The following is a 25,931-nucleotide window of genomic DNA, read 5'->3' as shown; positions in this document are numbered from 1 at the left end:
TTAGTTGTCCGACTCTCGGATTTGAACTCTAAATTGGGTGCCTTCTGGGTTGATTGAAACTTCTGAGAATGTTCTCGTTTCAAGCCCGCGCACAATATCTTGTCGCCATGCCGACGGTTTCGCATTCACTTCCAACCCACTGTCATCGTACCAATAGAATCGGTATTGAATGCGTAGATCACCTTTGTAATGGCTACTTACCGTCACCACGCCTCGGGTTCGGCCTTCTTTTTCTACCGTTGCAATATCATCAACGATCAAACGGCTACCCAAAACATTGTCACCAAAAAGCACTTTTTGGCTTTTACCGTCTATTCCTAAGCCTGCTGTATTTTGAGAACAACCAGCTATCGCCACCAGTGTGACTAGGAGTAACGCCAGTTTTTTCATTATTCTATCGCTCCCAATTGTTTATGCCATATTGTCACGCTGCTTCCTTGTCTAGAAAGCCATACTAAAGTGGTTTCTCCATCTCGAACATCAAACGGATACACCTTTGAACCCGCCACTAATTCGTGTGTGCCTGCCTCAAGTGTAGCACCTGAACTGTAGACCTTTTCAGGAAGCGACTGCCAACTGCGGGTATCGGCCTGTTCCGTTAACGTATTCAGCACACTAAACAATATGCTGCCTACATCATTACCTTTAGTGGTCTCTTTGCGCACCAGATCTTTTGTTACGACCCGTAAAACTTGTCGTAATAAAATACTTGGCATTTTTTCAGTCAGTTGGTTACTTGCCATCAAATTGACGTCCACCAGCTCATCACCACTGATACCTCGACCATCAAGTTGCAATGCGCCAAAGCGTTGCGCCTCGTTGTCGTGATAATAAGGAAGTGACACGGAATATAAAGCTAAGTCGCCACGACTGTCATTGACAGGAATGGTCAATTGCCAGTCATCCATTGCTTTTACTACGCCACGCTCATCAATAATGATGACTCGACCTTCACCTTTTGGCAAAGGCTTATAAGGACCATATTGTTTAGTCAGTAACGCTAAATCTTGACGCATTCCAAGTAACGTTGCCACGCGCAAAGTGCCGTCGATAACTTGTTTGTTATCGGGTGCTACTGCTAAAGCGCGTCGATAATCCACATAAGCACTGTTAGGATCGCCTTGCGTCTCGTAAAGTAGCGCCGACAAATACAGTAGATAACCGTTTTGCACCGCTTTTAACTTATCTCCTGCATCAGGATAGCGCGACAATACGCTACCTAAGTTAGGACTTAGACCGCTTTTACGCATATCAGTTTCAGCGGACTTCAATTCCGCTTCTCTGGCTTTACGGGCACGCTCTTGCACTTGGTTAGCACGGCGCATTTCAACTAATGCCCCTTCCAAGCTATTAATTTTAATGTAGTTCAAACCAAGATAAAGGTGTAAAAAGCCCAGCTCATAGTCAGCCGGTTGATAAGCGGTGAGATTATCATTTACCGCTAACGCTCCCGCACTGGTGGCGGATTCACTGACTGAGATAAGCGGTTGATCTTGCCACTTACGCACCGCTTTATCACTGAGTTCAAAAGAGGTTTTACTGGCAGGATAAGCCGAGGCAAGGAAGTTCACTCGCCCTTTTTCCATATTATCTAGGATGTCGCCCGCTTGATAATCCGGTAGCTTTTGCTGAGCTTCGACGTAATTACCTTGCTTAACTTCTTGATAAACAGGTTTATTTTGTGCGCTATAGGTACTAAACAGATTACCTGCAGATAGCGAAGAACAGGCGGTAATCACCACACTGCCCATCACTACCAATGCCATACGGCACGTTTTATTGACTGATAACATTAATCGACCAGCATTGGACCTAGCGGCTTTCCACCCACAAGGTGCATATGAATATGGTAAACCTCCTGTCCACCAAAAGAATTACAATTGACGATCAAGCGATAGCCGTCTTCTGCAATGCCTTCTTCTTTCGCCAGTTTAGCCGCTACAGTAAAAAGGCGACCTAAGGCACGCTCATCGGCTTCGGTAGCATCATTAACCGTAGGGATAACATGATTTGGAATAATTAGGATATGTGATGGAGCACGAGGGTTGATATCGCGAAATGCAGTCACAAGATCATCTTGATAAACAAGGTCCGTTTCTATCTCTTGACGTATGATTTTACTAAAAATAGTTTCTTCAGCCATGGTTTACTCTGGTCTGTTTTATAGATAGTTAAAGATTGCATCATGACCTGCACAAATGCAACGTTCTAAATGCTTAAAAATAAAGAATGTAATTTTAAAAATGAAAACTAATATTAGTTCAAACAACCACAATTTTTAGACGCCCGCCTCATCTTTAAGAGATAAGATATCAAGCGCATTCGTATCTACGAACTCTAAAAGTGAACAAGAAGGACACTGTATGCCAATTCAACTTGGTATTATCGATAAAGATCCGATCAGACTCGTTACCCCTTTACTCGATGATAGAGCTTCATGTCGCCACAGTATATTTATCGGCGACTCAACACAAAAACCTATGTTCGATAAGCTCAGCATAGTACTTGATATGCGAGGCATCAAAAGCGAGTTTTTTGAAATCTCAAATGTTTCAGATACTGCGATAATAAAAAGAGAAATCAATCAGTTAGCCGAGCGTCTTGTTGTCTCTGGTGAAGAAATAAAACTTAATGCCAGCTGCGGCCTTCGCCACCGTTTACTCTCAGTTTATGAAGTTGTACGCAGCTACAAGTGGCCAATTTTTGTGGTTGAGCCTAACAGCGATAGATTAAGTTGGCTGTATCCAAATAGCCTGCAAGACGTGCAAGTTCAAGACCGCATCACGATTGCTGATTATCTCACTATTTTTGGCGCTCAAGCACAATTCCCTGATCCTAATGAAGCGATTCAAATTGACAGTTCATTGCTGAAAATCTGTGAAAAATGGGCCAGTCACGCGCTTGAATTAGGTCCAGGCCTTGCTACCTTAAACTTCTTAGCCACTACTTGCCGTAAAGAACAAAAACTTGATGTTGCCCTGTCTGAAAAACAACAAGGCTATCGAGAGCTGAATATTTTGCTACAAGATTTGGTGGATGCAGAACTGGCAACCTACCATGACGGCATCTTAGTGTTTCGCTCAGAGCAAGCTCGTCGCTTCTCCAACGGCGAATGGCTTGAGTCTTACGTGCACACCCAAATCAAGTCGGTAGAAAAAGAGCTTAGCACCATTCAAGATTGTTCTTTGAACGTACAAGTCACACGTAAAATTGGTGAAAAAGAAGTGCGAAATGAGCTTGATGTGGCCACTGTGGTGAACAACAAACTGCACATCATTGAGTGTAAAACCAAAGGCATGCGTGACGATGGCGACGATACTCTGTACAAACTAGAATCTCTTCGCGACTTACTTGGTGGATTGCAAGCAAGAGCCATGCTGGTAAGCTTTAGACCGCTACGTTACAACGATATCACTCGCGCAATGGATTTAGGGCTAGGATTGATTGGCCCTGAAGAGCTGAAAGATTTGAAACGACACTTGAAAGAGTGGTTGATTCAAGCCGGTGGCATCGACGTTATTTAATCAATAACTTTATTGGCCAAATAAGTTGACCAAACACCCGTAAATAAAAACCCCAGCTGGAACTTTAGCTGGGGTTTTTTAATGATTCAATATTGATCTTATACCAATCACACTAAGTAAGTGATCAGAACTGGCGTAGGAAAAATGCTCGAGAACAAGGCAGAATTTTTCGATAAGTAGTTATTCTACAATCAAAAATTCTAACGCCGTTATCGAGCATTTTAACAAGCTAGAATGACCAGTTATTTAGTACGATTGGTATTACTAGCTCAAGACACGTCGCGCCGCTTCAATAACCGTGCGGATAGACAAAGCTTCAATTTCTTTCATTTTGCTTTGCTCAGGGATTTCTTGCTGCGTACGATTAATGATCACACCGGCAACACAGCCCGCTCGCAAACCAGAACTAGCACACATGGTTAATAAGGTTGCTGATTCCATTTCAAAATTAAGCACACCCATATCTTGCCATTCCTGCATGGAACCTTGGAATCGCTTCACGACGCGTCCGCTAAAGGTATCGTAACGCTCTTGGCCCGGATAAAAAGTATCGCTCGATGCGGTTACCCCAGTATGGACGGTGGCGTTTTCACTTACCGCCGCTTCTTTCATGGCTAACGCGATATTAAAATCAGACACCGCAGGAAACTCCATAGGCGCAAAGTGCAAACTCGCACCATCTAAACGCACCGATGCTGTGGTCACTATCATATCGCCGACATTTACATCAGGCTGAATCGCCCCTGTGGTGCCTACGCGCAAAAAGGTGTCCACGCCAAGCTGGGCTAATTCTTCAACTGCAATAGAGGTAGATGGGCCGCCGATACCCGTTGAACACACCACAACCTTGTGTCCTGCAAGCTCGGCTAAATACACAGTGTACTCACGGTGACTGGCAAGAAATTGAGGATTTTGCATACCTTCAGCAATGCGCTTCACACGATCAGGGTCTCCGGGGATAATCGCTAATGTTGCGCCCTGCAGGTCATTCTTATTTACACCAAGATGAAATACGTTTTGTTCAGTTGTCATGAAAATATCCTTCTAATGCCGTCACAGTTAAGGGTCACTCTTATAGTGATTCACTGTAAATAAAGTCACTCTAGCCTATTGTGATTGGATTCACATGTTTTACGTTGCAAACCCTAGCCGTTTCAAGGTTAAACGATTGCCATCACACTAAGTGCTATTTCATTTGTAAATGGCTTACAAACAAAAGCCTCGAACAAGTCGAGGCTAGCAGCATGTCACTTTATAAAATAAGCCATGTGATGAAAGTACACGATGGTAATAAAGTAAAAAGCGTTATATCGGATTTTTAAAGCATGCATCAATGGATGCACCCACAGCCCTCAAAACATCACTACGAGAAATTATGCCCACCAGCTTACCGTTATCAATCACCGGATAAACTTTAGGTTTGCCTACCTTCATCATATCTGCCAGTGCAATAATAGAAGTATCTGGTGAAACCGACAGCACCTCTTTGTACATACAATCACTGACGATGTGTGTGTCTTGACAGTGATAGCTGACCTTAATCAGTTTATCGAGCAAATCTTGCTCTGATAAAAACCCGACTACTTGTTCATTACTGTCAATCACAGGCCCACCTAGATGAGCAGAATTTAATACTTTTTTTAATGCGACCGATAACGACATATCCGGGGTGAAGGTCACCGATTGATGATCCATATAATCTTTAACTTTTAATGGCTGCATACTGTACTCCTTAACAGGTAATGCCACGCTATGCTTTAAGTGTCGACCATATTTGCAAATTTACTAAATTGTTTTTCTCTATTTCATCAATCAGATATTCCAATCAATGCCTCTATTGCCTATTGTCATTGATATTTCCTAGGTCAATTTGCAAAAAAATAGCCACAAATTCTGTCTCCATATTAAAAAGCCTTAGCCCAACGCGAATACATAACCTCCCTTTATACGCAGTAAACCCACCTCAAGACTTAATTTGCTGCTTCAGATTACATTTTTTGTTAAAAAACCTCAAAGCCACTGTTTTTTAAAGAAAAATCGACTACTTTTTAATGAAGCAAACGGATTTGTTTTGGTTATGACAAGAACTTCACTCTTAATACTTAGTTTCCTTATTAGCGCTATGTGGGCTTTTCCTAGCAGTGCTGATGAAGCAGTGCTTGCCTCTGAACCTCTTCCTATTCAATTACCTGATCGAGAATCCATCTCATCGCCAATAGACAATGCAGAAACCACTGTGCCACAGACAAGCCCGAACGACACCGTAAAGCAAAGTTCCGGCAGATGGTGGGTTGAAATCCCTATGGATTCCTCGAGATTTGATTGGATTGTAGTAAACAAAGGAGAAGTGTTAGGCGGCGATATCATAGCGATGTACGACGAGCGCGTTGAATTTGATAGTGATGAAGTAGGTATCCATAAAATCAAAATGTCTGACATTCGAGAATTACGCACCAAACACATCATGCAAGTGCGTTTTCTCAGTGGCGCGATTATTGAAGGTCACATCGTAATTGATGAAAAAAGTGTCTATGTGCGCGAGCAACCGGCCATTACTTACCCTAGAGAAAATATTCTTTCCATCACCCCCTCAATTAAAAGTGGTGACAGTTTATGGATAGGCGAAATCAGTGCCGGACTTAACTTTAAGTCAGGCAATACCGAGAGTTTCGATTATTACGCCAGCGCTGACCTGCGCTACTTAATCACCACTGGCCGTTTTCAGGTGACCTATCGTGGCATTTACGAAGAAGTGCGCGACGCCAACACAGAGCAAACCATTACCACCGAAGATAACCATAGATTTACCGCCAAATACGACTATTTTTATTCACACAAGCTCTACTTTACTCTGCCTAACTACGACTTGATTTTAGATGAATTTCGTAACATCAAATATCAAACCTCTATCGGGGTGGCCGCAGGCTATGAAGTGATCGATATCAAAGGCATGGATCTTGAAGTGTATATGGGCCCGAGTATTCAAAGGACACAATTTATCAATGTCGAGCCCGGCGAAGAACGAAACGTACTCTCTCCTGCTCTAGCCTTTGGTTTAGATTTTGAATATGACATCACCTCGGATATTGAATACGTATTTATCTATGACGCCAAAGTGGTCAACGAACAAAGTGGTCAATTTATTCAACGCATTGAATCAGGCTTTGATATTGAACTGATTAACGATTTTGACTTGGCGCTGATCGCCGTTATCGATAACACCGCCAACCCGATTGCGAATGAAGAGGGTGTGCAGCCACAATCAACGGATGTTTTATTTACCGTTGGTATTGAATACGAATTTTAAACAAACCAATTTAAACTTACCTAAAATGGATTTATGAGGTAATCATGACTAACCAGAAAACCGAAACGGACAACGAAGAGCCAATTGAAAACAGCCCACCAACTGAAGTGGCAAAACAAGACAGCAGTGCGGATAACAGCAAAAATGATCCCGTAGAGCCCGACACTAGCGAACCACACGATCCAGTGAGAAAGCTCACTCGTTACGTATTTACTTTGGTGGCACTAATCTTTACTTGGTACCTATTTGCCGATAGACATACGCCATGGACTGACCAAGCTCGCGTGCAAGCCTATGTGATCCCGATTGCCGCTCAAGTCCCCGGCAGAATACTAGATGTCAATGTAGCTCAAGACCAAATTGTACAACGTGGCACTTCCTTATTTAAAATTGACCCTTCTGACTATGAGCTGAATGTAGAACTGGCTCAATCTGAAGTGGAAATTGCTGGGCAAGAAATTGGCGCAGGTATGGCGAATGTGGTCACCGCTCAAGCAAGTTTAGTAGAAGCGCAAACCAACTTAGAGCACGTCAACGTGCAAAGTGCGCGCGTATTTGAGCTAGAGCAGCGCAAGCTCTATTCAAAATCTGATGGCGATAAGGCGCGCGCCGCCATCAAGCAAGCTAGAGCGCAGTTACGAATTGCAGAAGCCAACCTAGACAAAGCAAAGCAATCGCTCGGCGCAGAAGGTGAAGCTAACCCAAGAGTCAGGACGGCTATGGCGAAGTTAAGGCAGGCACAGCTTGATCTCAGCCGCACCGAAATTTTTGCTCCAACAACGGGCGGAATCACCAACTTACAAATTGATATTGGGCATTACGCCAAAGCAGGCTCACCTATCATGACTTTTGTTGATGCCGACGACATATGGATTGAAGCCAACCTCAAAGAAAACAACTTAGCTAACCTCAACATCGGCGACCCGGTCGACATCTCACTGGATATTACTCCGGGGAAAATCTATAAAGGCAGCGTGCGTAGCATTGGCTTTGCCGTTGCCAGTGGTTCAAATGATGCCATCGGCGGTTTGGTCTCCGTCAAATCCACCTCTGGTTGGTTAAGAGATCCACAGCGTTTCCCTGTCACTATTTCCTTTGAAGAAGATATCCCGCAAGGGTTACGTCGCGTAGGAGGACAAGCCGATGTGCAGTTTTATACCAGTGATAACCTGCTACTCAACGGCATTGCGAAAGGGTACATTAACCTAATTAGCTGGCTGTCGTATGTTTACTAGCAGCGCGTTTCTTACCCTCAAACATAATCCAGCTATGGTGCGGCAATTGCGCTTTGCGGTAGGGGTTGCCGCCTCTGCCACCCTTGCTTACACCTTTAACTGGCCATTGGCATTTTTGTTCCCCATATTCACCACTCTATTACTGTCTATGCCTTTGCCACAAATGACGCCAATAGCTTTGGTCAATGCCCTATTTAATACCGTTAAAGGCTTTTGTTTCGGTTTGTTATTTTCGGTTTTACTGATCAAGTTTCCGATTATATTTTTACTGTTGCTGTTTATTTCGCTGTTTTATATTTATTACTACCTAAACCGTGGCGGTTCATTTTGGCTAACGTTAATGCTGATGTTATCCATGCTCATACTGCCCATGCTCAGCACTATGTCAGAAGGTCTGGCGATCGGCTTTTCTTTGGGCTTTGTCGCCTCAGCCTGGGCGGCCATTTTGTTTGTTTTCAGCATACATTATGTATTGCCTGACCCCAATAAAGCGCCGTTTCCGCCACCAGCAAAATTAAACAACAGTTACGTGCCAATCGCCGCCAAGCTAGCACTAAAAAGCACCTTAGTAGCCTTTCCTATTGCCGCGTTTTGTATTTCGTTTGCTCGTACAGATTTACTGCTCACTATGGTGTTTGCCGCCATGTTTACCATGAAACCAGAACTAAGCGCAGGTAAAGAAGCGGGGAGAAATTCTCTAATTTCGACAATATTAGGCGGCGTTGTGGCCTTAGTCTTTTATTGGGCGTTAGTGGCTACGCCTTTATTTGTGTTCTTTATCTTGTTGATGTTTGGCATTGCGTTATTCATGGGCATGAATATCTTTTCGGCAAACCCACGAGGTCAATATTACGGCTCAGCAATGACCTGCATTATCGTGTTGATTAATGGCAATATGGGGGCGGATTCTGACTTTATGAGCGCCTTAGTATCAAGGATTCTATTTATCTCATTAGCCATACTGTACATCGTGGTTGCGCTGCGGGTACTTGATACTTTTTGGTTTAAGCAAAAAGCATAAAGCACCGCTAGAACAACAGCAGCAACAAACAAAGAGCCTTTGTCTGTTGCTGTTCTATTCGTTTTTTACTAAAGAAGAACTCAAAACAGAGTGTTATTGATAAGGCGCTTCTACCACCACCTTAACTTGCTCGTTGTTTGTAAGACGTTGATTTTCATCCAGTGCGTTCATCACCGCCAATAGTTCAATAGAACGTTTACTGTGATTTTCAGCCAGCAGTGCTTCTAAGGTTTGCCCCTCTTTCGCCTTAACTACTTTCAGCTCGAGTTGTGTCATAGAAGCAAGCTCTTGCTTGGTTATAGGGCGAAAAGAGTACGCGCTATTATCGGCTGATTTTTTCTTATCCTCACTGGCAATAGTCACTATCTGGTAGGTATCTACACCTAAGTTGACCCAACCTCGAGTCATATAGCTTTTTTGATCTTTTTTATCATTGGTCAAGGTTACGCTATAGATAGAGTGCCCCCACGCTAATGGTTGCTCGTCAATACTAAGCTCCATTTGGTAGCGTCGTTTCAGCTCGTTTTGAAAGCGTATGGCATGTTCTTTGGCGCTAAACTCATTGGATGCAAGGCTGAATACCACAGCTGCATCTTGTTCTTTATCGACCGCAGCCACGATAGAAGCTTGATTTAACGTCGTCCATTGCTCAGGGAAATCAATGGCAAACTTCAGATCCGGTTGCAAAAACAGTTGCTCACGAAACACACCTTTACTCGGGTTTTGCCCCACTAATAATCCATCAATTTGCGAAACAAAGTCTTTGTGAATCGGTGAGATTTGCGCAACGGTTAGCTTTTTAGCTTCTTTGTTTACATCCGCTATACGATCGGGCGTGTACGGGTGAGAATCAAAATAACTGCGCTCTGAGGCTTTTTTAGTTTGTATCTCTACGGTTCGATTTAAGCGCTCTAAAATACTGTTCATCGCTAACGGTTCATAGCCCGCTTTTGCTGCTAAATCTATGCCTAATCTATCCGCGTCACTTTCATGACTGCGACTGTAGCCTGCCATCAACAAATGGTTGCCTGCTGAGATAGGAGCATTAATAAGATTACCCAAATCTTCATTGATAACGCCACCGACAATATTGCCCGGCAGTTCCACAATGCCCGGTAAGATCCCTGATTTCATCTGCTTCACGCCATGACGTTCGGTGACATGGATAATTTCATGCGCCATTACACAGGCCAGTTCATCTTCACTATTAACTAGGCTAAGTAAGCCGCGAGAGACAAAGATATAACCGCCCGGCAACGCAAAGGCATTTGGCGTAGCGTCATCGACAATTTTAAAATGAAATTCAAATTCAGGATTGTCGATATGGCTGACCAAACGTGCACCAATTTGCTGCACGTAGGCTTCCATTTTATGTTTGTCGTAAGTGCCCATTTGCACTTCTACTAGCGCCGCGTTCTCAGCACCAATCTGTTTATCGTAATCAGTGCTCACACTACAAGCAGTTAAACCTAAACTGAGTACCGTTAAAATACCGTTTCGCAGGGTATTTTTTGTTATGTCCTTTTTCATATCATCCTTGACTTAAAACTTATCGCATATGCATCAATGATAACAAAACTACAGCTTTCAAATAGTTAATCAACGCACTATTTTTCCAAGTCCGCTTTAAATGCCATCAAATTGCACAAATAAACGACCGTAATGATAAAAAGATCTAACAATTCATAGGCGCGTGTTGACTCACACTGCGCAAATTCCTAGCCTAAAAGAAACACCTAATGAGATTTATCATGACCGACACTAACCAAGATATATTTGACGCTGATTTATGGGACCTTGTACCTGGCTTTGACTTTGAAGATATTACTTATCATAGAAGCAAAACTCAGGGAACGGTACGTATCGCTTTTGACCGTCCTGACTGTTTAAATGCTTTTCGTCCCCGCACTGTCGATGAACTGTATACCGCTTTAGATCATGCTCGTCAGTGGTCGGATGTAGGTTGTGTATTACTGACTGGGAATGGTCCATCGAAAAAAGGCCAATGGTCGTTTTCTTCTGGTGGCGATCAGCGTATTCGCGGTAAAGATGGTTACAAATACGAAGGTGATGGTGAAAACGTTGCTGATGTAGCGCGTATGGGACGTTTGCATATTCTTGAAGTGCAACGCTTAATCCGCTTCATGCCTAAGGTGGTAATTGCCGTTGTACCGGGCTGGGCGGTAGGTGGCGGTCACAGCTTACACGTTGTTTGTGATTTAACTCTAGCCTCAAAAGAGCATGCAGTCTTCAAACAAACCGACCCTGATGTTGCTTCCTTTGATTCAGGCTACGGCTCGGCATATTTAGCGAAAATGATAGGTCAAAAACGTGCCCGAGAAATTTTCTTCTGTGGCTTTGATTACACCGCTCAAGAAGCTTTTGATATGGGTATGGTCAATAAGGTCATAGAGCACGCTGACTTAGAAACCGAAGCTCTGCGCTGGGCAAAAGAAATCAATAGCAAATCGCCAACAGCAATGCGTATGCTCAAGTACGGCTTTAACCTACCTGACGATGGTTTGGTTGGACAACAACTGTTTGCCGGAGAAGCGACTCGCCTAGCCTATGGCACTGACGAAGCGCAAGAAGGCCGTGATGCGTTCTTAGAAAAACGCGCCAAAGACTTTACTAAGTTCCCTTGGCACTACTAAACAAAACCTAAGTCAGTAAAAACGAGCCAGGTTACTAAAAAAGTCATTAAACGAATGGAGAGAAGATTAACTAAATTTAATCTTCTCTCCATCTTGAGTTTACCTTGCCAAGTTATAGTGGTTACATCTTGATAAACATGGAAATCACCCAATGAAACTGACACTACCTACCATCGGACTATTGAGCGCAGTTCTTATCACTATGCCCATCGCTCATGCCAATGATCAACAAGATGCGGCCATCGGCCTAATGGCACTTAATTCTGGTTCTGCCACTATCACCACTCTGGCACCTCAAGTACGTACTGTATCTACTGGCGTTATCACAGAAATAGAGCTTGATGACTACAAAGACACGCAAATCGCGTATAAATTTAAAGTTATCGATACGAAAGCAGGTAAAAAATTCAAACTTACCTATGCCATTAATGATGGTAGTTTACTAAGAGAAAAATCTGAAAATCTAAGTACATTAGGCTTTAGTGATTTAGATAGAGAAGATCGCAACGCTATCGAACAAGTTGAAAAAGCACAGTTTGATATCGTGAAAAAGTTGATTGAACTTGAGACAAAATATTCAGCAAAAACACTAGAAGCGGAACTGGAAAGCAAAAAAGGCGTCGTTTTTTATGAAGTCGAGTTAGCAAGTACAGAGCGTGGTATGCAAAAACTGCTGATCAACGTCGCCACTGGAGAAGAAATCCCAGTGATGCATCGTCAAAGTCATAAATAAGGTAAGCCACTAAGTGAAAGTACTGGTCATAGAGGACGACAAAGAGACCCGCGAGTATCTGTGTCAGTCCCTTAAGCAACAAAGTTGGGAAGTCGATAGCGCTGATAATGGCCAAGATGGGTTATTTTTAGCTCTAGAGGGTGACTATCAGGTCATAATCCTAGATCGCATGTTACCCGCCCTCGATGGATTGACCGTACTTTCAACCCTTAGAGCCGCCAATAACGTAGCACGAGTGTTGATACTCAGTGCTCTCGATAGTGTCGATGAGCGAGTGAAAGGGTTAAAACACGGTGGTGATGATTATCTCACCAAACCCTTTGCACTTGCCGAGCTAATTGCGCGAGTGGAAATATTGGCCAGTCGAGCTACCTCGAGTAATACCCATGCGGCGCAAAGCCAATTACGTAACGGGCATATTCAGTTAGATCTGTTGTCACAAGAAGTGCTGGTTGACTCAAAAAAAGTATTGGTGCAAGCCAAAGAGTTTAAACTACTGCGTTATCTGATTGAGCATGCAGGACAAGTGGTGACTCGCTCGCTGTTGTTTGAAGCAGTATGGGATTACAACTTTGATCCGCAAACCAATGTTATTGATGTGCATATTGCTCGGCTGAGAAAAAAACTGGAAACAGAAGGTCAACCCAATTTAATTGAAACGGTACGCGGTGCGGGTTATCGAATGGTTAAAGTGGCATGAATTCCTTGCTTAATAAAAGCAAACAGCAACTCATCGGCTTATGGCGTCGTCACTCCTTGTGGCGTCTTTCTCTATCCATTGCGGCTATGCTGTGGCTCGCCGTTGCTGTGGCTCTGTTCACTATTTATCAGTTAAGTATTCAGCCGTTAATTCAATCTCGCCAGCAAATCTTGTTGCAACATGCTCAGCAACTGCAAAGCGCCAGTGAAACCAATTCCACCAATACACTGCCGCATATTCTCGATGATACCCTTTACAGCCCGCAAGGCATCATCACTGTTTTGCGCAGCGATGGCGGACAACTCTATGGATCGCTTAATCACTTTCCTAGTTCATTACCGCAATGTCCTAACCTTGCCCCCTTCCCTGTAATAAGAGGCCACGGCACTAACATTGTATTATTAGAAGGCTGTCAGTTTGATATAAAAGGTTATTCAGTATTGATGGCGACCGACAGTGAATATCTATGGCAAGTACAAGATAACTTTGAAAATGCTGCCATTGTAGTGCTGATCTGTACCTTTTTTATCGCCCTGATCCCAAGTTGGATCATACGCCGAAAAATGAAATTACAGTTATCTGGCATACATTCTGTGGTATCACAAATTGAGCAAGGTCATTTCAATGGACGTATCCACACCAATAATTCACATGATGAGTGGGACAATATTGCGCACTACATCAACGCCATGTTGGATAAAATAGAGTCCTCTATTACCCAGATTCAAAGTGTCACTGATGCCATCGCTCACGATTTACGTACGCCTTTGACGCGGATAAAAAATCGAATGACCACCTTACAACACCAATCACAGCAACACCCTTTACCCAGTGAGCAAATCCAGCAACTGCAAGATGACTTTGACCGATTACTGCAGACCTTCAATGCCATGCTTGAACTGAGCAAATTAGAATCAGGTAATGACATCAGTCGCTTTGTCGATATCGAACTCTCACGCATCATTACCGATGCTATTGATTTAATAGAGCCTCAATTTGAAGATAAGCAGCAATCACTAATAACACAGCTTGAAAAGGTGCCGTTTAAAGGCGAGCCTTCGCTACTGTTTCGCTTGGTGTATAACCTACTGGATAATGCGCACAAATATTGCGATGAAAACACACAAGTTCGGCTGTATCTTACGCAAAATGCATTGATCATAGAAGATGATGGGCCTGGAGTCAGCGCCGATCAACAACAAAAGATTTTCCAACGTTTGTATCGCGCCGATAAATCTCGCACTACCCCCGGTTTTGGACTGGGTTTACCATTAGTCGCGGTTGTCGCACAACTGCACGGCATGCATATTGATGTTCAATTTACTCATCCACAAGCTGCAACAGGTTTTAAAATAGTCTTACACCTCTCAACCATAAAAGTGTGAGTCAAAGCTAAGTAAAATTGTTATACTTGTGCGCTGAACCACTGTTTTAAATTCATCGTTTTAGATGTTATGGCTTCAATTATTGGTTCAACTTCATTTTCGGCGCGACACTAATCTGTGCACACCGTATTGGCTATCGAATACCCATCACAGTCATCACCATTATGGGTATAAAACCAAACCGGACATTCATGACTCAAGCATTTCGAAAAAAACCTATCTTACTGGCATGCATCATCATTAGTATTGGTCAATTGAGTATGGGACTGGTCTATCCTTCACTGCCCTGGATTGCCAAAGATTTCTCCATCTCTCTAGACCAAGCTCAGCTGCTCGTTAGCGTCTATTTGCTTGGCTTTGGCCCCTCTCAATTTATCTATGGTCCTTTGTCTGATGCGTTGGGCCGAAAAAAGATTTTATTAAGTGGCTTAGTGATCGCTATGCTCGGCCTATTATCGATTATCTTCTTATCCGAGTCTTTTCATGCCATGGTGCTGGGGCGATTTTTACAAGGACTGGGGACTGGCTGTTGTGCGGTGTTAGCACGCGCTTCAACCCGAGACAGTTACACCGGAAATCAACTGCCAACGGCCCTTTCTTATATCGCCATGGCAGCTTCACTCACCCCACTGGTAGCTCCCGTCATTGGGGGGTTTATTAACCACTATTTAGGGTGGGGAATGGTATTTATCTCATTGCTTGGTTACGTTGCTTTTGCTTGGTTAGTGCTACTGGTTGGCTTTAAAGAAACTATGCACGACAAGAAAAAGATCCCGTCACCGCGCACCATGTTCCATCAATATTCAGAGCTATTAAAATCTCGTTATTTTGTTAGTTTTGCTAGCGTGTCTTGGCTGAACTTCAGTTTGATTGTCACAACCACCTCTCTAATGCCCTTCATCATGCAAAATCAAATTGGCATGACATCCGACCAATACGCATTATGGGCCATTATTCCTACCGCCGGCATGTTGCTTGGGACATCACTGAGTAACCGACTTCGTCCTAGAATTGGTATTCATAGAGTATTAAAACTAGCGCCATTTATTCAAATTACTGGTGCTATTTGGTTGATTCTATGCCCTGTAGAGCCTTTATGGTTGATGATAGGTCAGTTTTTTATGGTACTAGGTAATGGTTTTGCCATGCCTTGCGCACAAGCTATGGTGATGCAACCTTATAGCAAGCGTGCCGGGGCAGCGGCGGCCATGCAAGGCGGCGGGCAAATGGTCGTATCATCGATTGTCAGTATGATCTTGATGGCGATGGGGCTTCGTCATGCATGGCAGTTAGGTTGCGTTATTATTGTGTTTGCACTCATTACCTACGCCAATATCCATCGCGGATTTAAGGCCGAAGTGTCTAAAGTAGAGCAATTATCAACATAACGGCTCATTTAATGATTAAGCAACTGAGTCATCGACGTTAGGATTACAGGTATTCGAGCACCACTGGCACAATAGAAAGCACTAGCAATATTGCCATACACACATTGAATATTTTTTGATGCTTTGGATCAGAAAGAAAAAGGCGAACTTTTGATCCAAAGACCAGCCACATCCCTACGCAAGGGAAAGCCACCAATAAAAACAGCCCTGCAATTAACCCTACTTGAGTATAGATATTCATTGCATCACTGGTAAAAGCCGCCACAGCTCCCGTTGCCATAATCCACGCTTTTGGGTTCACCCACTGGAAAAGCGCCCCTTGCAAGAAAGTAAAAGGTTTGGCCTTTTCACCAGAGAGAGAATCGGTTTCTGCCGATGCTATCTTCCATGCAAGATAGAGCAAATAGACGATGCCCAGCACCTTGATAATATCATGCAAAGTTGGAAACCACTGGAACAGCGAACCTAACCCAAGCCCAATCGCCACCACCATAGTTGGAAAGCCAATGCAGATCCCCATAAAATGAGGAAGACTACGCTTAACGCCGTAGTTCATGCCCGAAGTCATCATCATGATGTTATTCGGGCCGGGTGTGATTGTGCTTGAGAAAGCAAATAATAAAATTGCGCTGAAGAGTTCCATTCAGTTACCAAAGTTAAAGCGTAAATCTATACGTCGTAAGTCAACGCGTTGTAAGCTAATACATCGCAAACGATTGTGTCGTTAGTCTTTATTTGCGGAGTATACGCCTTGTAGATACTCATCTTTCTCTTGCCAGACACTGTTTAACCAACGATGGAAGCCTCTTTTGAAGGTCTTATCGTTAAAGTAGTCACCGCTCAAGTTTTCATCTATTTCATGAAGCTTGATTTTGACCACAACTTTAGTCATGCGCCCTTTTAACAAGTCATCGAATGGGGTTTCACGGTTTTCTGGGTATGCCAAAGTCACGTCAACCACACCATTAAGCAACTCATTCATTGCGTTTAAGGTAAAGGCGACACCGCCCGTTTTTGGTTTGAGCAGATGTTGATATGGCGTTTTAGCGGTTGCCATTTTTTCTTGGCTGGCACGGGTACCTTCAGCAAAGCTGATCATAGTAGTAGGAACACGTCGAAACTTTTCACAAGCTTTATTGATAGCATCAAAATCATCATTTCGACGCTCCGGGTGACGGACCAAGTATTCATGTGAGTGACGGCGCATAAAAGGCATATCTAATCCCCAACACGCTAAGCCAACAAACGGCACGTATAAAAGGCTATGCTTCAACAAGAATTTTCCCATTGGGATTTTATCTTTCATTACCGATGACAAAATCACAATGTCAGCCCAACTTAAATGATTGGAAATCAATAGATACCATTGATCTTTAGATAGGTTTTCACCACCTTCTATTTGCCAATCAATCTTGTTGTTCACATTCAACAACCACAAATTAAGGGTTGCCCACAACCACATTTGTTTGTTCGCCAATTTACTCATGGCGACTTTCACTCCCATAAATGGCAAAACAAATTTGATAATTGCCAAAATACTAACCACAAATGAAGTGAAGGCCGTGTTTAACATGACCAGAAAAACATTCATGATCATCTGTATATTTTTAAGCATTACTAAGTCCCTAGCTTGTGATGGCGTAATCATATATCAGAATCGTGAGCAGATTAATCTCAAAAGTGGATTTTCTCGAACGAATAGTAAGTTACTGTGCATTTAGCGAACAAACATTGATAGTTATACAGAAATTTTCCATGTTACTTGTTCGTTACTCAATCAATTACGCTGTGATTGCTGTTCATTTGTCGGGTCATATCCACAAATGCTTGTATATGTTCACACTCTTTATCAGCCAATCTAACGCAAGCGTACAAATGACGACGAATCCCCTCCCCTAAAGGACGAGTTGCTATGAGTTCTTGATTCTCGAAGGTACGCACAGCCCATTCTGGTAATGCCGCAACACCAAAGCCCCCAGATACCATTTGCAATAAAGTGGAAGTATTATCCACTTTTTTCCACTTCAAGGGTTCACAGTTATTCGGCTTCAAGAATAAGTTGTAAACATCCATACGTCGTTTATCTACTGGGTATGTGATCAACACTTGCGAGGTAAGATCGCTCGGGCTGATACTTGGAAAAGCAACTAATGGATGATCATTACTCATCACCAATTGCAATTCATAGCCAAACAACGGCAAAAAATGCAAATCCCCCCTCGACTCAACATCGGAGGTGATCATGACATCAATTTCACCGGCCAATAATCGTTCTAGCGGATGTTGATGAAAGCCCGATTCTAAGTCTACATCCAATGCAGTAAACGACTTTTGAAATTGCTTGATAGTAGGTAATAACCACTGAAAACAGCTATGGCAATCGATAGCCAATGTGAAACGAGAACTTAATTCTTGTTGATTAAGCTGTTTCTCCGCAGCGGCAATTTGAGGCAATACACTATTGGCTAAGGTAATCACCACTTGCCCTTGCGAGGTAAACTTAATCGGTTTGGTTTTGCGATAAAATAATTGCGCGCCAATACGTACTTCAAGCTCTTTAAGCTGATGGGATATAGCGGATTGAGTGATATGCAAATTTTCTGCGCACGCGGCGATAGAGCCAAACCTGGCTAATCCTTGAATGGTTCTTAAATGTTTTAGCTCTAACATCAGCTACCCTAATGATCTATAACGTCCTTAACATACATTGCTCTCCCGAACATGTAAACGTCTAGATGGCTAAATTAATTTCTCACTTGTGTTGTATTACCTAAAAAGAAAAGATCAAAAAGTCGAAAAGATATCTAAGAGATGAACAAAGAGTGATAACACAAAAAGAGGCAGTGCCCCTTTTTGTTTGGCTTGGTTTAGTTTGTGATAATCACTAATGGGTTAATGTTGAATAAACAACGATTGAACACCACCCAACGAGTGCACTAAAAAACAACAGAAATTTTGGCAACGTCCTTGCGTTTTCTCTGCGTTGTTCTTCGGTCATATTGGCATTGTGACGTGCCATCAAACACTTTGCTAATTTCATACTACTTCTCCCTATCAGCAATAGACTCAAATCACACTAAACACCATACCTTTAGTACTGTGAAATCACACGCATAAAATTTAAATTCAGTGAGCAAAGTCAGACTCTAAATGCGCAAAATTTGAGGCCATTTAAAATTATCGTTGACATACTTACCCATGCATATTTGTCCAACATGAAAAAAAAAGAGTTTTATTAAAAAAAAGTTCATAACTTGCATCGTTATGTAATTTAAAAAGAAAAAGTCATTGCGTACAGCAAAGCAGATTTGCTTGATTTTTCGACTCTTGAATATACCTGCGGTTTGAACTATTCATTAAATTGGATGATTTTTAACCAGAACGAGTGTCATTTGATAACAGTAAAGGCGCAGTACTCACCTTAATGTTGAAGTTTATGATCGCACGGGAGCGCACTATGGAGAATCAATCGTGTCCCTTTATCAAGGAGTAAGAAAACAAACCAAACAAGCAGGTATCGCTTTAGTCGAATTCGCTATCGTCGCCACACTGCTGTTCGCTTTACTGTTTACTATCGTCGATTTCGCCCTCTATGGGTACGTAAAATTGACCATGCAACATGCAGTTCGCGAGGGTGCCCGCTATGCGATAACTGGACGAACCGATTTGGACCCAGATGAAGATGAAGACGGCAACCAAGAGCGTGGTAAAGCCATTTTACAAAAAATAGACCTCTCCTCAAACGGCCTTTTATCTAAGGTTGTCACCACCAACGGTATCAAAGTTAGCTCTAACGGCAGCTACATCAATGATGGCACCTTTGGCGCGTCTGGTGATGCTATTGTTCTTGAAATTGCCTGTGAATGGCCAACATTCAGCCCTATCATTTATCCTCTGCTTAATGACGGAAAATACAAATTTGTCGTCAAAACCGCAATGAAAAACGAAGCATTTTAGTAAGGGAATAGCAATGAACAAGAGACTCTCTTATCAAAAAAACCGCGGGCTCGCATCCGTTGAAATGACTTTCCTTGTCCCTATCTTACTAATAATAATGATGGGCATATTCGAGCTTACTCAAGTCATTCAGGCAAACAACATTATCATCAGTATTAGCCGTGAAGGGGCTAATCTAATTTCTCGTAACAGCTCGCAAACTCCTGAACAGGTTATGGACACCATCGCCTCCACATCCGACCCTTTAGACTTAAACCAAGATGGCATCATTTACATTAACTTAGTTGTTGGAAGAGAAGATAGCAGTGGTAACCCTCTTGATCCTGTATTAAACCAGCAATATCGCTGGGGTGATTTTGGTTATACCGCAAGCAGTTCAACCTGGAGTGGTTGCACGCAATGGACTGGCGATGATAACGGAGTTTGCGATATGAACTCTGATCCCGTACTAACCAATTTCCCCTTACAGTTAGACAGTGGTGAATCGGTATACGTTGTCGAAGTCATGTACCGCTATTCGCCAATATCGACTCTCATCTTTGATAGTGATTTTACCATCAAAGAAATTACCTATTTATAAGGAGTCATTATGGATAAGACTCGCTCAAACCGACCCACAAGGTATCAGCAAGCAAATAAGTACCAGCAAGCAAATAGGCGCCAGCAAGGACTTGCGGTATTGCTTACAGTAGTGGCACTCCCTTTTTTACTGATCATGGCAGGGTTAGCCATTGATTCAGGAAGAGCTTATAGCATGCAAGCTAAGCTATTTGCCGCCGTTGACGCCGCAGGTATCGCAGCAGCCAGAGCCATTTCATCTGGCGCAAGTCAAACAATAAGAGAGGCCAATGCCATGGCAGCGGCTCAAAAATATTTTGACGTTAATATTTCGCAAGCATTGCAAAGCAGTAACCCTTCCCTATCAACGCCAACATTTACCTATGATAATGAAGGCAATATTTCTATATCCCTTAACGCTAGCGCCGATATGCCCACCTCATTCATTCGCCTGTTAGGCTTTGATAACTGGCCTATTGGCGTTGAAGCACAAACCATTCGCCGTCCTGTTGATATCTCACTGGTTATTGATAACTCAGGATCACTCAGCGACGTATTTGATGTTGTTCAGCAACGATCGAAAGACTTTTTAAGTAACTTTAACCCCGAATTTGATCGAGTAGCAGTCACCCAATACGGTTATGGGGCAAATGCCGTTGTGCCTTTTAATACAGTTCAGCGCAGTTATAACAGTAGCGATGTAGAACAAAAAATTGATGCCATGACCTACAGCACTAGTGGCAGCAACCATTACACCAATACTGCCGAAGGTTTCTATCAAGGCTACGCAGAGTTTGACAGCAACGATAGCTTATCGGCTAATCTGAAAGTGATTGTGATATTCACCGATGGTGCGCCCAATACATTTACTTCCAACTTTGTCGTCGATAATAACAATACTTATCTTGCTGCTATATCTACCACTAATAGCGAAGCAAGAGGCTTATGGGCGCCAGATAAAATGCGCGATCGCATGTCGTACGTTTTGCAAAATGGCACTACCATGAGTTCCAGTAATGATGGCGATGGTGACGATATTTATAAATACATCAGTATATCTAACACCGACAGTTACCAAGGTTTTTCTTTGCTTGGCGGACCGAGAGCCGGCAACACGACTTACACCTATTCCGGCGACTCCGATGATAAAGGCGATTTTAAGGATGTAATACGCCACATATCGCGAGATCTTCCCGAAAAAATGGCGTATCAAGCCAGAGAAGATGGTGTATATGTATTTACCCTTGGGCTTGGGGATGCGTTGTTGGACGATATGGGGCATGGCACAGGTGAAGATATGCTCTATCGAATGGCCAATGATCCTAGCATGCAAGGAAGAGCAGCCACCGCTGACGAGTTCCAAGTCGACCAAAAACAAGGCTTATATTGCTTTGCGCAAAATGAAAATGACCTCGGGCCCTGCTTTGATAAAATGCTAGACGTCATTATTAGGCTTACGTTGTAACTATACTTCGAACACAATCAAAGCTTTGAGAAAAATTAAGGTGTGCTGTACTTATGTATAGCACACTATTTATTATGCCCATTTACCTATAATACACGTTAAAATTCACGGCTAACCACACTGCTAAATCTACACCTTAAATATGACAAATAAGTTTTATGATTTCTATCTGTAACTAGACGCCCATTGTAGTGACAATGCAGTTTAGAAATAAAACTTAATGAGTTTTTAACAAGGATGTTTATGTTTGCGAGTATGGCGATTGTATCCAAGGAAGGGATTGATATTGCGCTTATTATCACTCTGCTTTTACTGAGTACCAAATCAATTATTGGTGCAAAAAAATGGCTCTTTTCTGGCTGTACGATTGGCATTGCCACCGCCATCTTACTCGCCACTTTTGCACTTTCAAATATTTGGCTTGCGACCATATTCCAATCCAAATTAACTCAAGCGCTGCTGCTTATTTTATCCAGTGGCCTGATAGCCTCAACGATTATTACTATCCAGTCAAAGCCTTACCCTACAGATAACCAAGCCAATACAAGCAAGTCTTTGCAAGGCTATTGCACTCTAGTGGCTTTACTATTAATCGCGATATCCACCATACTGCTTAACGGATTCAGCGTAGCGTTTTTCCTGCTTAACTTAGTGCATCAATCCGATATTACGCACGCCTCTATCATCATAGGTAGTGTATTAGGTATCGTGCAGACTATCGTGATAGGAGCCATAGCATATGCCGCTTTACTCCTAATTGATGCCAACATAGTCGTTGATATTTTTCCTATACTGATGAGCTTTCTAACCGCCGGCATCGCCGCACATGCGGTAGCAAAATTAACCAGCATCAACGTCCTTCCGTCAATTATTCCACAAGTTTGGAACACCACCCCTTACTTTGATCACCACAGCAATTGGCTAGCATTAATCATGCACGTTATTTTGGGTTATACCGAAAAACCCAGCTTAATGCAGTTGATTGTGTATATAAGCACCTTGCTTTTCTTATTCAGCATTCGCAAAGTTAAGCTCAATACTGATGCGAATCCCCATCGCAGTCACTAAGGTTTACTGCAAGCAAATAACGAAGATTATCATTACCGAGTAGGACATTGACAAGACCTTGCACAATGCTACGATTCCTCGTTTTTTAATTACCGAAGACCAAGAATATGAAAAAGTTAATAGCCATAATCAGCTTGATGATCGGCTTCTATGCGCAAGCGGCCAGTGAAACAAATACGACTTGGCACGAATACAAAGCAATATCACTTCCCGCAGTCACCCAAAGCCAATTAAACACAAAACTGAAGCTGTTAGAGCTTGTGTCTTTGCGTGAATGGAAGGTTACAAACCAAACTTCAGATTCTTTCGAAATGTCAATAAGTCGATGTAATGTAAAAATTGAATTTACAGACAAAGCAATCACTATCAACCAGCAGAAGCCTATGCATGAGAAAACTTCAAGATACAGTGGTTCAGGTGAAAAAACCGAGACAAAGACCAGCATGTAAGAGTAATTGGTTATCCAACGTAGCCAAAGATATCAATACAACGCTTAATATTATGTCGATTCAGCAACAAGCGATAAACCTCGAAAACGCTAATAGTACAGCAGTAAAGTAAGTCAAATCACATGTAGCAAGGTTCAAGGATTGACCTTGCTATTAATTAAGCCAAACGCTAAACATCCTCACTCGCCTTTGAATAGGTAAGCTATTGATAAAAAACACGAATACCTTACTTCAAAACAATTGCTCCTGCGCAATATGCAACTACACTAAAGTAGTCTATCTATTATTGAGTACTCAGCAATGGGCATTAAAAACAACAGAGTCATCACCCTTTCATCAGTCCTTCTATTAGCAACAGGCTGCTCTCCATCACCTGACGTAATTGCGAGCAGCAACGTTAATGAGTACAAAGGTTCAGCCAGTATTACCCAAGGACTAGCGAAAACCATCGAAGCGAATCTTTTTGATTGTGACAATGGCAGAAGCCGTGTTGCCGGCGTTGGTGAAATTACCGATGCCGACGGAAAGGTTTGGACTGTGCCAGCCAAAAACCATTTTGCTAGTGCAACAAAAGCGGTCGATCTTTATGAGCAGTGTGCCAACATCACCCCTAGAAGTATCGCCAACGTTGATGAAAACGCAGTGCCTGTTGTGGTTGTTGACCCTGACGGACAAGAAATTACTGGCTATATTTTTGCGGATAACTACTTCGAGTTATACATAAATGGCCAACTTATCGCAGTAGATTCTGTGCCTTTCACGCCATTTAACTCCAGTATTGTGAAATTTAAAGTCAATAAGCCTTATACGATTGCCGTGAAAATGATTGATTGGGAAGAAAACTTAGGTGTGGGTACTGAAAATAACCAAGGATCATCACATCACCCAGGCGACGGTGGCTTCATCGCAAGTTTTAGCGATGGAACTGTGACCAACTCAAACTGGCAGGCCCAAACGTTTTATACCGCACCTATCTATGATTTAACCTGTTTAAATGAAGTTGATGGCAAACGCCTATCGAATACCTGCACCACAAAAGGCTCCAATAATGGCGAAAACGCCTACGCCGCCCACTGGGAAACGCCAAGTAATTGGATGAATCAAGAGTTCGACTCAACCTCATGGCCTAAAGCTACCCTCTATACAGAAGATGAAATTGGCGTAAATAATAAAAAATCCTACATGAACTTCATTGAAAAATTCAGCGGCGCAGGAGCGCACTTTATCTGGTCAACGAATGTGGTTTTGGATAATGAAGTGTTGCTGAGGTATGAGGTGAAGTAAATACTTCCTTGGATTAACACTTTATTGGGGTATTCGTATCTGAATACCCCCAAGCCTAAATGCGAATTGACTACAGCAGAAGCAAATAGCCAATTACTGTTCCAAATTATGGATAGGCGACCATTTGTTCTTCGCTGGTATCATTAGATTGCGTGATAATATCAGCGACAAATTGGGCTTTTGAGCCAAGGATTATTTGTAAGCCAGTAGAACCAACTCGTATAACACCCATAGCTCCAAGAGATTTAATAGCCTCATCATCAACAACTGTTAAGTCTTTCAACTCTAAACGTAGTCTTGTAATACATGCGCCAATATTGGTGATATTTGACTTTCCGCCAATTAAAGGAATGAGCTCTCGAGCTAATTCTTCGTTTGTAATATTAACGGCTTGCACTTCATTGTCATCTCTACCGACAGTTTTGAAGTTAAATTTGCGAATGGCAAAACGGAAAACGGAAAGCGCTATAGTATATCGTCGCCATCACCGCTCCCCAAGCAATGACATAAATCCAGTTTATATTAAACCCATCCATTGATGGCAATATTCCAAATGAAATAAAGTCAATCACTCCTGCTGAGAACGTCTTACCAATATGCACTTCTAACGCATATGTAACCGCATAAGATACACCTGCCATAATCGCTGAAAATACGTAAAGTAACGGAGCCACAAAAATGAAAGCAAATTCAACCGGTTCAGTAATCCCTGTTACAAATGATGTTAGAGCAGCTGATCCTAAAATACCGGCTGCAATCTTCTTATTTTTATCATTGGCTTCGTGATACATTGCCAAACAAGCAGCAGGAAAAGCGAACATATAAATAGCAAAGTTACCAGATAGAAACTTCCCAGCAGATTGATACTCATCAGTAGAGAAGTTTCGAACACCGTCCTCAAGCATCTTGAACCAAATAGTATGGTCACCATTTACGATAGCACCTGATGCAGAAGTATATTCACCAAAAGAGAACCAATAAGGGCTATAGAAGATATGATGGAGGCCAACAGGAATCAATGCTCTCTCCATAAAGCCATAAATGAAAGTAGAGACATACATATTACCGCCATTAGCCATATGAGAAAGAGCGTCAATTCCCGACACCTTGGCGGGGGCTTATGCTTGGATTAAGTTGAAGGGTGCTCTTTCTACCCCTAATGTCGCAACAGAACTTATTGAGGTATAAGTTATTGTATTAATG

Annotated in this window: 25 protein-coding genes and 1 pseudogene; 15 read left to right on the top strand and 11 right to left on the bottom strand. The window is 42.5% G+C overall.

Annotated features, from left to right (window positions below; all coding sequences use genetic code 11):
* From QV280_RS04895 to hinT, 3 genes are read right to left on the bottom strand one after another with little or no spacing between them, the layout of a single operon-like run.
* Window positions 1–390 (bottom strand): YcfL family protein, encoded by a 390-nt coding sequence (locus QV280_RS04895; protein WP_023404061.1) that lies wholly within the window; start codon window positions 388–390, stop codon window positions 1–3.
* Complete coding sequence (locus QV280_RS04890; protein WP_172972835.1) at window positions 390–1,766, bottom strand: COG3014 family protein; 1,377 nt, start codon at window positions 1,764–1,766, stop codon at window positions 390–392. Before QV280_RS04890 ends, QV280_RS04895 begins: the two co-directional genes overlap by 1 nt.
* Before the next feature lie 26 nt (window positions 1,767–1,792).
* Window positions 1,793–2,143 carry a purine nucleoside phosphoramidase gene (gene hinT / locus QV280_RS04885; RefSeq protein WP_152821993.1) on the bottom strand — a complete coding sequence of 117 codons (351 nt, stop codon included), beginning with the start codon at window positions 2,141–2,143 and terminating at the stop codon, window positions 1,793–1,795.
* Window positions 2,144–2,363: 220 nt separating this feature from the next.
* Here hinT and QV280_RS04880 point away from each other — a divergent pair, with 220 nt between their 5' ends.
* The gene (locus QV280_RS04880; protein ID WP_023404064.1) at window positions 2,364–3,524 is read left to right on the top strand and encodes a Card1-like endonuclease domain-containing protein; all 1,161 of its coding nucleotides are present in this window, start codon (window positions 2,364–2,366) and stop codon (window positions 3,522–3,524) included.
* A 264-nt stretch (window positions 3,525–3,788) separates the two neighbouring features.
* Here the strand turns inward: QV280_RS04880 and udp are convergent, their stop codons facing one another.
* Together udp and QV280_RS04870 are read right to left on the bottom strand one after the other, a co-directional pair.
* A complete protein-coding gene (gene udp / locus QV280_RS04875; RefSeq protein ID WP_023404065.1) occupies window positions 3,789–4,556 on the bottom strand; it encodes a uridine phosphorylase in 768 nt (255 codons plus the stop codon).
* A gap of 273 nt (window positions 4,557–4,829) precedes the next feature.
* Complete coding sequence (locus QV280_RS04870; RefSeq protein WP_023404066.1) at window positions 4,830–5,246, bottom strand: CBS domain-containing protein; 417 nt, start codon at window positions 5,244–5,246, stop codon at window positions 4,830–4,832.
* A gap of 355 nt (window positions 5,247–5,601) precedes the next feature.
* Between QV280_RS04870 and QV280_RS04865 the strand changes: the two genes are divergently transcribed.
* The 3 genes from QV280_RS04865 to QV280_RS04855 are packed head-to-tail and all read left to right on the top strand — an operon-like array spanning window position 5,602 to window position 9,087.
* Window positions 5,602–6,831, top strand: a complete 1,230-nt coding sequence (locus QV280_RS04865; RefSeq protein WP_240432736.1) for a DUF481 domain-containing protein — start codon at window positions 5,602–5,604, stop codon at window positions 6,829–6,831.
* 44 nt (window positions 6,832–6,875) lie between these two features.
* On the top strand, window positions 6,876–8,066 hold the full coding sequence (locus QV280_RS04860; RefSeq protein ID WP_152821991.1) for an HlyD family secretion protein: 1,191 nt from the start codon (window positions 6,876–6,878) through the stop codon (window positions 8,064–8,066).
* Window positions 8,056–9,087, top strand: coding sequence for a DUF2955 domain-containing protein (locus QV280_RS04855; protein WP_023404069.1), 1,032 nt, complete (start codon window positions 8,056–8,058; stop codon window positions 9,085–9,087). Before QV280_RS04860 ends, QV280_RS04855 begins: the two co-directional genes overlap by 11 nt.
* Before the next feature lie 93 nt (window positions 9,088–9,180).
* Here QV280_RS04855 and QV280_RS04850 read toward each other — a convergent pair whose 3' ends face one another.
* A complete protein-coding gene (locus QV280_RS04850) occupies window positions 9,181–10,617 on the bottom strand; it encodes a M48 family metalloprotease (RefSeq protein WP_023404070.1) in 1,437 nt (478 codons plus the stop codon).
* Window positions 10,618–10,838: 221 nt separating this feature from the next.
* On the opposite strand from QV280_RS04850, the gene QV280_RS04845 reads away from it, so the two are divergent.
* From QV280_RS04845 to QV280_RS04825, 5 genes are all read left to right on the top strand, one after another.
* Window positions 10,839–11,741, top strand: coding sequence for a 1,4-dihydroxy-2-naphthoyl-CoA synthase (locus tag QV280_RS04845; RefSeq protein WP_023404071.1), 903 nt, complete (start codon window positions 10,839–10,841; stop codon window positions 11,739–11,741).
* A gap of 151 nt (window positions 11,742–11,892) precedes the next feature.
* Complete coding sequence (locus QV280_RS04840; RefSeq protein ID WP_023404072.1) at window positions 11,893–12,474, top strand: hypothetical protein; 582 nt, start codon at window positions 11,893–11,895, stop codon at window positions 12,472–12,474.
* A 13-nt stretch (window positions 12,475–12,487) separates the two neighbouring features.
* Window positions 12,488–13,174: a winged helix-turn-helix domain-containing protein gene (locus QV280_RS04835; RefSeq protein WP_367869613.1), complete on the top strand. Its 687-nt coding sequence runs from the start codon at window positions 12,488–12,490 to the stop codon at window positions 13,172–13,174.
* The gene (locus tag QV280_RS04830; protein ID WP_152821989.1) at window positions 13,171–14,559 is read left to right on the top strand and encodes a sensor histidine kinase; all 1,389 of its coding nucleotides are present in this window, start codon (window positions 13,171–13,173) and stop codon (window positions 14,557–14,559) included. The genes QV280_RS04835 and QV280_RS04830 overlap by 4 nt, the downstream gene beginning before the upstream one ends.
* Window positions 14,560–14,750: 191 nt before the next feature.
* Window positions 14,751–15,947, top strand: a complete 1,197-nt coding sequence (locus tag QV280_RS04825; protein WP_023404075.1) for a multidrug effflux MFS transporter — start codon at window positions 14,751–14,753, stop codon at window positions 15,945–15,947.
* A 43-nt stretch (window positions 15,948–15,990) separates the two neighbouring features.
* Here the strand turns inward: QV280_RS04825 and QV280_RS04820 are convergent, their stop codons facing one another.
* From QV280_RS04820 to QV280_RS04805, 4 genes are all read right to left on the bottom strand, one after another.
* Window positions 15,991–16,590 carry a LysE family translocator gene (locus QV280_RS04820; RefSeq protein WP_023404076.1) on the bottom strand — a complete coding sequence of 200 codons (600 nt, stop codon included), beginning with the start codon at window positions 16,588–16,590 and terminating at the stop codon, window positions 15,991–15,993.
* Between the two features lie 81 nt (window positions 16,591–16,671).
* On the bottom strand, window positions 16,672–17,562 hold the full coding sequence (locus tag QV280_RS04815; RefSeq protein ID WP_023404077.1) for an acyltransferase: 891 nt from the start codon (window positions 17,560–17,562) through the stop codon (window positions 16,672–16,674).
* 158 nt (window positions 17,563–17,720) lie between these two features.
* Window positions 17,721–18,617, bottom strand: coding sequence for a LysR substrate-binding domain-containing protein (locus tag QV280_RS04810; protein WP_152821987.1), 897 nt, complete (start codon window positions 18,615–18,617; stop codon window positions 17,721–17,723).
* Window positions 18,618–18,831: 214 nt separating this feature from the next.
* Window positions 18,832–18,987, bottom strand: coding sequence for a hypothetical protein (locus QV280_RS04805; protein ID WP_172972832.1), 156 nt, complete (start codon window positions 18,985–18,987; stop codon window positions 18,832–18,834).
* Between the two features lie 431 nt (window positions 18,988–19,418).
* Between QV280_RS04805 and QV280_RS04800 the strand changes: the two genes are divergently transcribed.
* From QV280_RS04800 to QV280_RS04775, 6 genes are all read left to right on the top strand, one after another.
* On the top strand, window positions 19,419–19,904 hold the full coding sequence (locus QV280_RS04800; RefSeq protein ID WP_023404079.1) for a TadE/TadG family type IV pilus assembly protein: 486 nt from the start codon (window positions 19,419–19,421) through the stop codon (window positions 19,902–19,904).
* Window positions 19,905–19,917: 13 nt separating this feature from the next.
* Window positions 19,918–20,484 carry a TadE/TadG family type IV pilus assembly protein gene (locus QV280_RS04795; protein ID WP_023404080.1) on the top strand — a complete coding sequence of 189 codons (567 nt, stop codon included), beginning with the start codon at window positions 19,918–19,920 and terminating at the stop codon, window positions 20,482–20,484.
* Window positions 20,485–20,493: 9 nt separating this feature from the next.
* The gene (locus tag QV280_RS04790) at window positions 20,494–21,927 is read left to right on the top strand and encodes a vWA domain-containing protein (RefSeq protein ID WP_152821985.1); all 1,434 of its coding nucleotides are present in this window, start codon (window positions 20,494–20,496) and stop codon (window positions 21,925–21,927) included.
* 243 nt (window positions 21,928–22,170) lie between these two features.
* Window positions 22,171–22,995, top strand: a complete 825-nt coding sequence (locus QV280_RS04785) for an FTR1 family protein (RefSeq protein WP_152821983.1) — start codon at window positions 22,171–22,173, stop codon at window positions 22,993–22,995.
* A 107-nt stretch (window positions 22,996–23,102) separates the two neighbouring features.
* Entirely contained in the window at window positions 23,103–23,444 is a 342-nt protein-coding gene (locus QV280_RS04780; protein ID WP_253912595.1) for a hypothetical protein, read from the top strand.
* 300 nt (window positions 23,445–23,744) lie between these two features.
* Entirely contained in the window at window positions 23,745–24,728 is a 984-nt protein-coding gene (locus QV280_RS04775; RefSeq protein WP_152821981.1) for a hypothetical protein, read from the top strand.
* Window positions 24,729–24,834: 106 nt separating this feature from the next.
* On the opposite strand, the pseudogene QV280_RS04770 reads toward QV280_RS04775, so the two are convergent.
* Window positions 24,835–25,831 (bottom strand): annotated as a pseudogene (locus QV280_RS04770) (PTS transporter subunit EIIC); the annotation flags it as partial.
* Window positions 25,832–25,931 lie beyond the last annotated feature (100 nt).

The sequence above is a fragment of the Vibrio sp. B1Z05 genome, from assembly GCF_052955985.1.
This window is presented reverse-complemented; position numbering and strand designations above follow the sequence as displayed.

Excerpts from the sequence above, each read along its gene's own strand:
- QV280_RS04895 (WP_023404061.1), bottom strand. The coding sequence starts at position 390 with ATGAAAAAACTGGCGTTACTCCTAGTCACACTGGTGGCGATAGCTGGT.
- QV280_RS04890 (WP_172972835.1), bottom strand. The coding sequence starts at position 1,766 with ATGGCATTGGTAGTGATGGGCAGTGTGGTGATTACCGCCTGTTCTTCG.
- hinT (WP_152821993.1), bottom strand. The coding sequence starts at position 2,143 with ATGGCTGAAGAAACTATTTTTAGTAAAATCATACGTCAAGAGATAGAA.
- QV280_RS04880 (WP_023404064.1), top strand. The coding sequence starts at position 2,364 with ATGCCAATTCAACTTGGTATTATCGATAAAGATCCGATCAGACTCGTT.
- udp (WP_023404065.1), bottom strand. The coding sequence starts at position 4,556 with ATGACAACTGAACAAAACGTATTTCATCTTGGTGTAAATAAGAATGAC.
- QV280_RS04870 (WP_023404066.1), bottom strand. The coding sequence starts at position 5,246 with ATGCAGCCATTAAAAGTTAAAGATTATATGGATCATCAATCGGTGACC.
- QV280_RS04865 (WP_240432736.1), top strand. The coding sequence starts at position 5,602 with ATGACAAGAACTTCACTCTTAATACTTAGTTTCCTTATTAGCGCTATG.
- QV280_RS04860 (WP_152821991.1), top strand. The coding sequence starts at position 6,876 with ATGACTAACCAGAAAACCGAAACGGACAACGAAGAGCCAATTGAAAAC.
- QV280_RS04855 (WP_023404069.1), top strand. The coding sequence starts at position 8,056 with ATGTTTACTAGCAGCGCGTTTCTTACCCTCAAACATAATCCAGCTATG.
- QV280_RS04850 (WP_023404070.1), bottom strand. The coding sequence starts at position 10,617 with ATGAAAAAGGACATAACAAAAAATACCCTGCGAAACGGTATTTTAACG.
- QV280_RS04845 (WP_023404071.1), top strand. The coding sequence starts at position 10,839 with ATGACCGACACTAACCAAGATATATTTGACGCTGATTTATGGGACCTT.
- QV280_RS04840 (WP_023404072.1), top strand. The coding sequence starts at position 11,893 with ATGAAACTGACACTACCTACCATCGGACTATTGAGCGCAGTTCTTATC.
- QV280_RS04830 (WP_152821989.1), top strand. The coding sequence starts at position 13,171 with ATGAATTCCTTGCTTAATAAAAGCAAACAGCAACTCATCGGCTTATGG.
- QV280_RS04825 (WP_023404075.1), top strand. The coding sequence starts at position 14,751 with ATGACTCAAGCATTTCGAAAAAAACCTATCTTACTGGCATGCATCATC.
- QV280_RS04820 (WP_023404076.1), bottom strand. The coding sequence starts at position 16,590 with ATGGAACTCTTCAGCGCAATTTTATTATTTGCTTTCTCAAGCACAATC.
- QV280_RS04815 (WP_023404077.1), bottom strand. The coding sequence starts at position 17,562 with ATGCTTAAAAATATACAGATGATCATGAATGTTTTTCTGGTCATGTTA.
- QV280_RS04810 (WP_152821987.1), bottom strand. The coding sequence starts at position 18,617 with ATGTTAGAGCTAAAACATTTAAGAACCATTCAAGGATTAGCCAGGTTT.
- QV280_RS04805 (WP_172972832.1), bottom strand. The coding sequence starts at position 18,987 with ATGAAATTAGCAAAGTGTTTGATGGCACGTCACAATGCCAATATGACC.
- QV280_RS04795 (WP_023404080.1), top strand. The coding sequence starts at position 19,918 with ATGAACAAGAGACTCTCTTATCAAAAAAACCGCGGGCTCGCATCCGTT.
- QV280_RS04790 (WP_152821985.1), top strand. The coding sequence starts at position 20,494 with ATGGATAAGACTCGCTCAAACCGACCCACAAGGTATCAGCAAGCAAAT.
- QV280_RS04785 (WP_152821983.1), top strand. The coding sequence starts at position 22,171 with ATGTTTGCGAGTATGGCGATTGTATCCAAGGAAGGGATTGATATTGCG.
- QV280_RS04780 (WP_253912595.1), top strand. The coding sequence starts at position 23,103 with ATGAAAAAGTTAATAGCCATAATCAGCTTGATGATCGGCTTCTATGCG.
- QV280_RS04775 (WP_152821981.1), top strand. The coding sequence starts at position 23,745 with ATGGGCATTAAAAACAACAGAGTCATCACCCTTTCATCAGTCCTTCTA.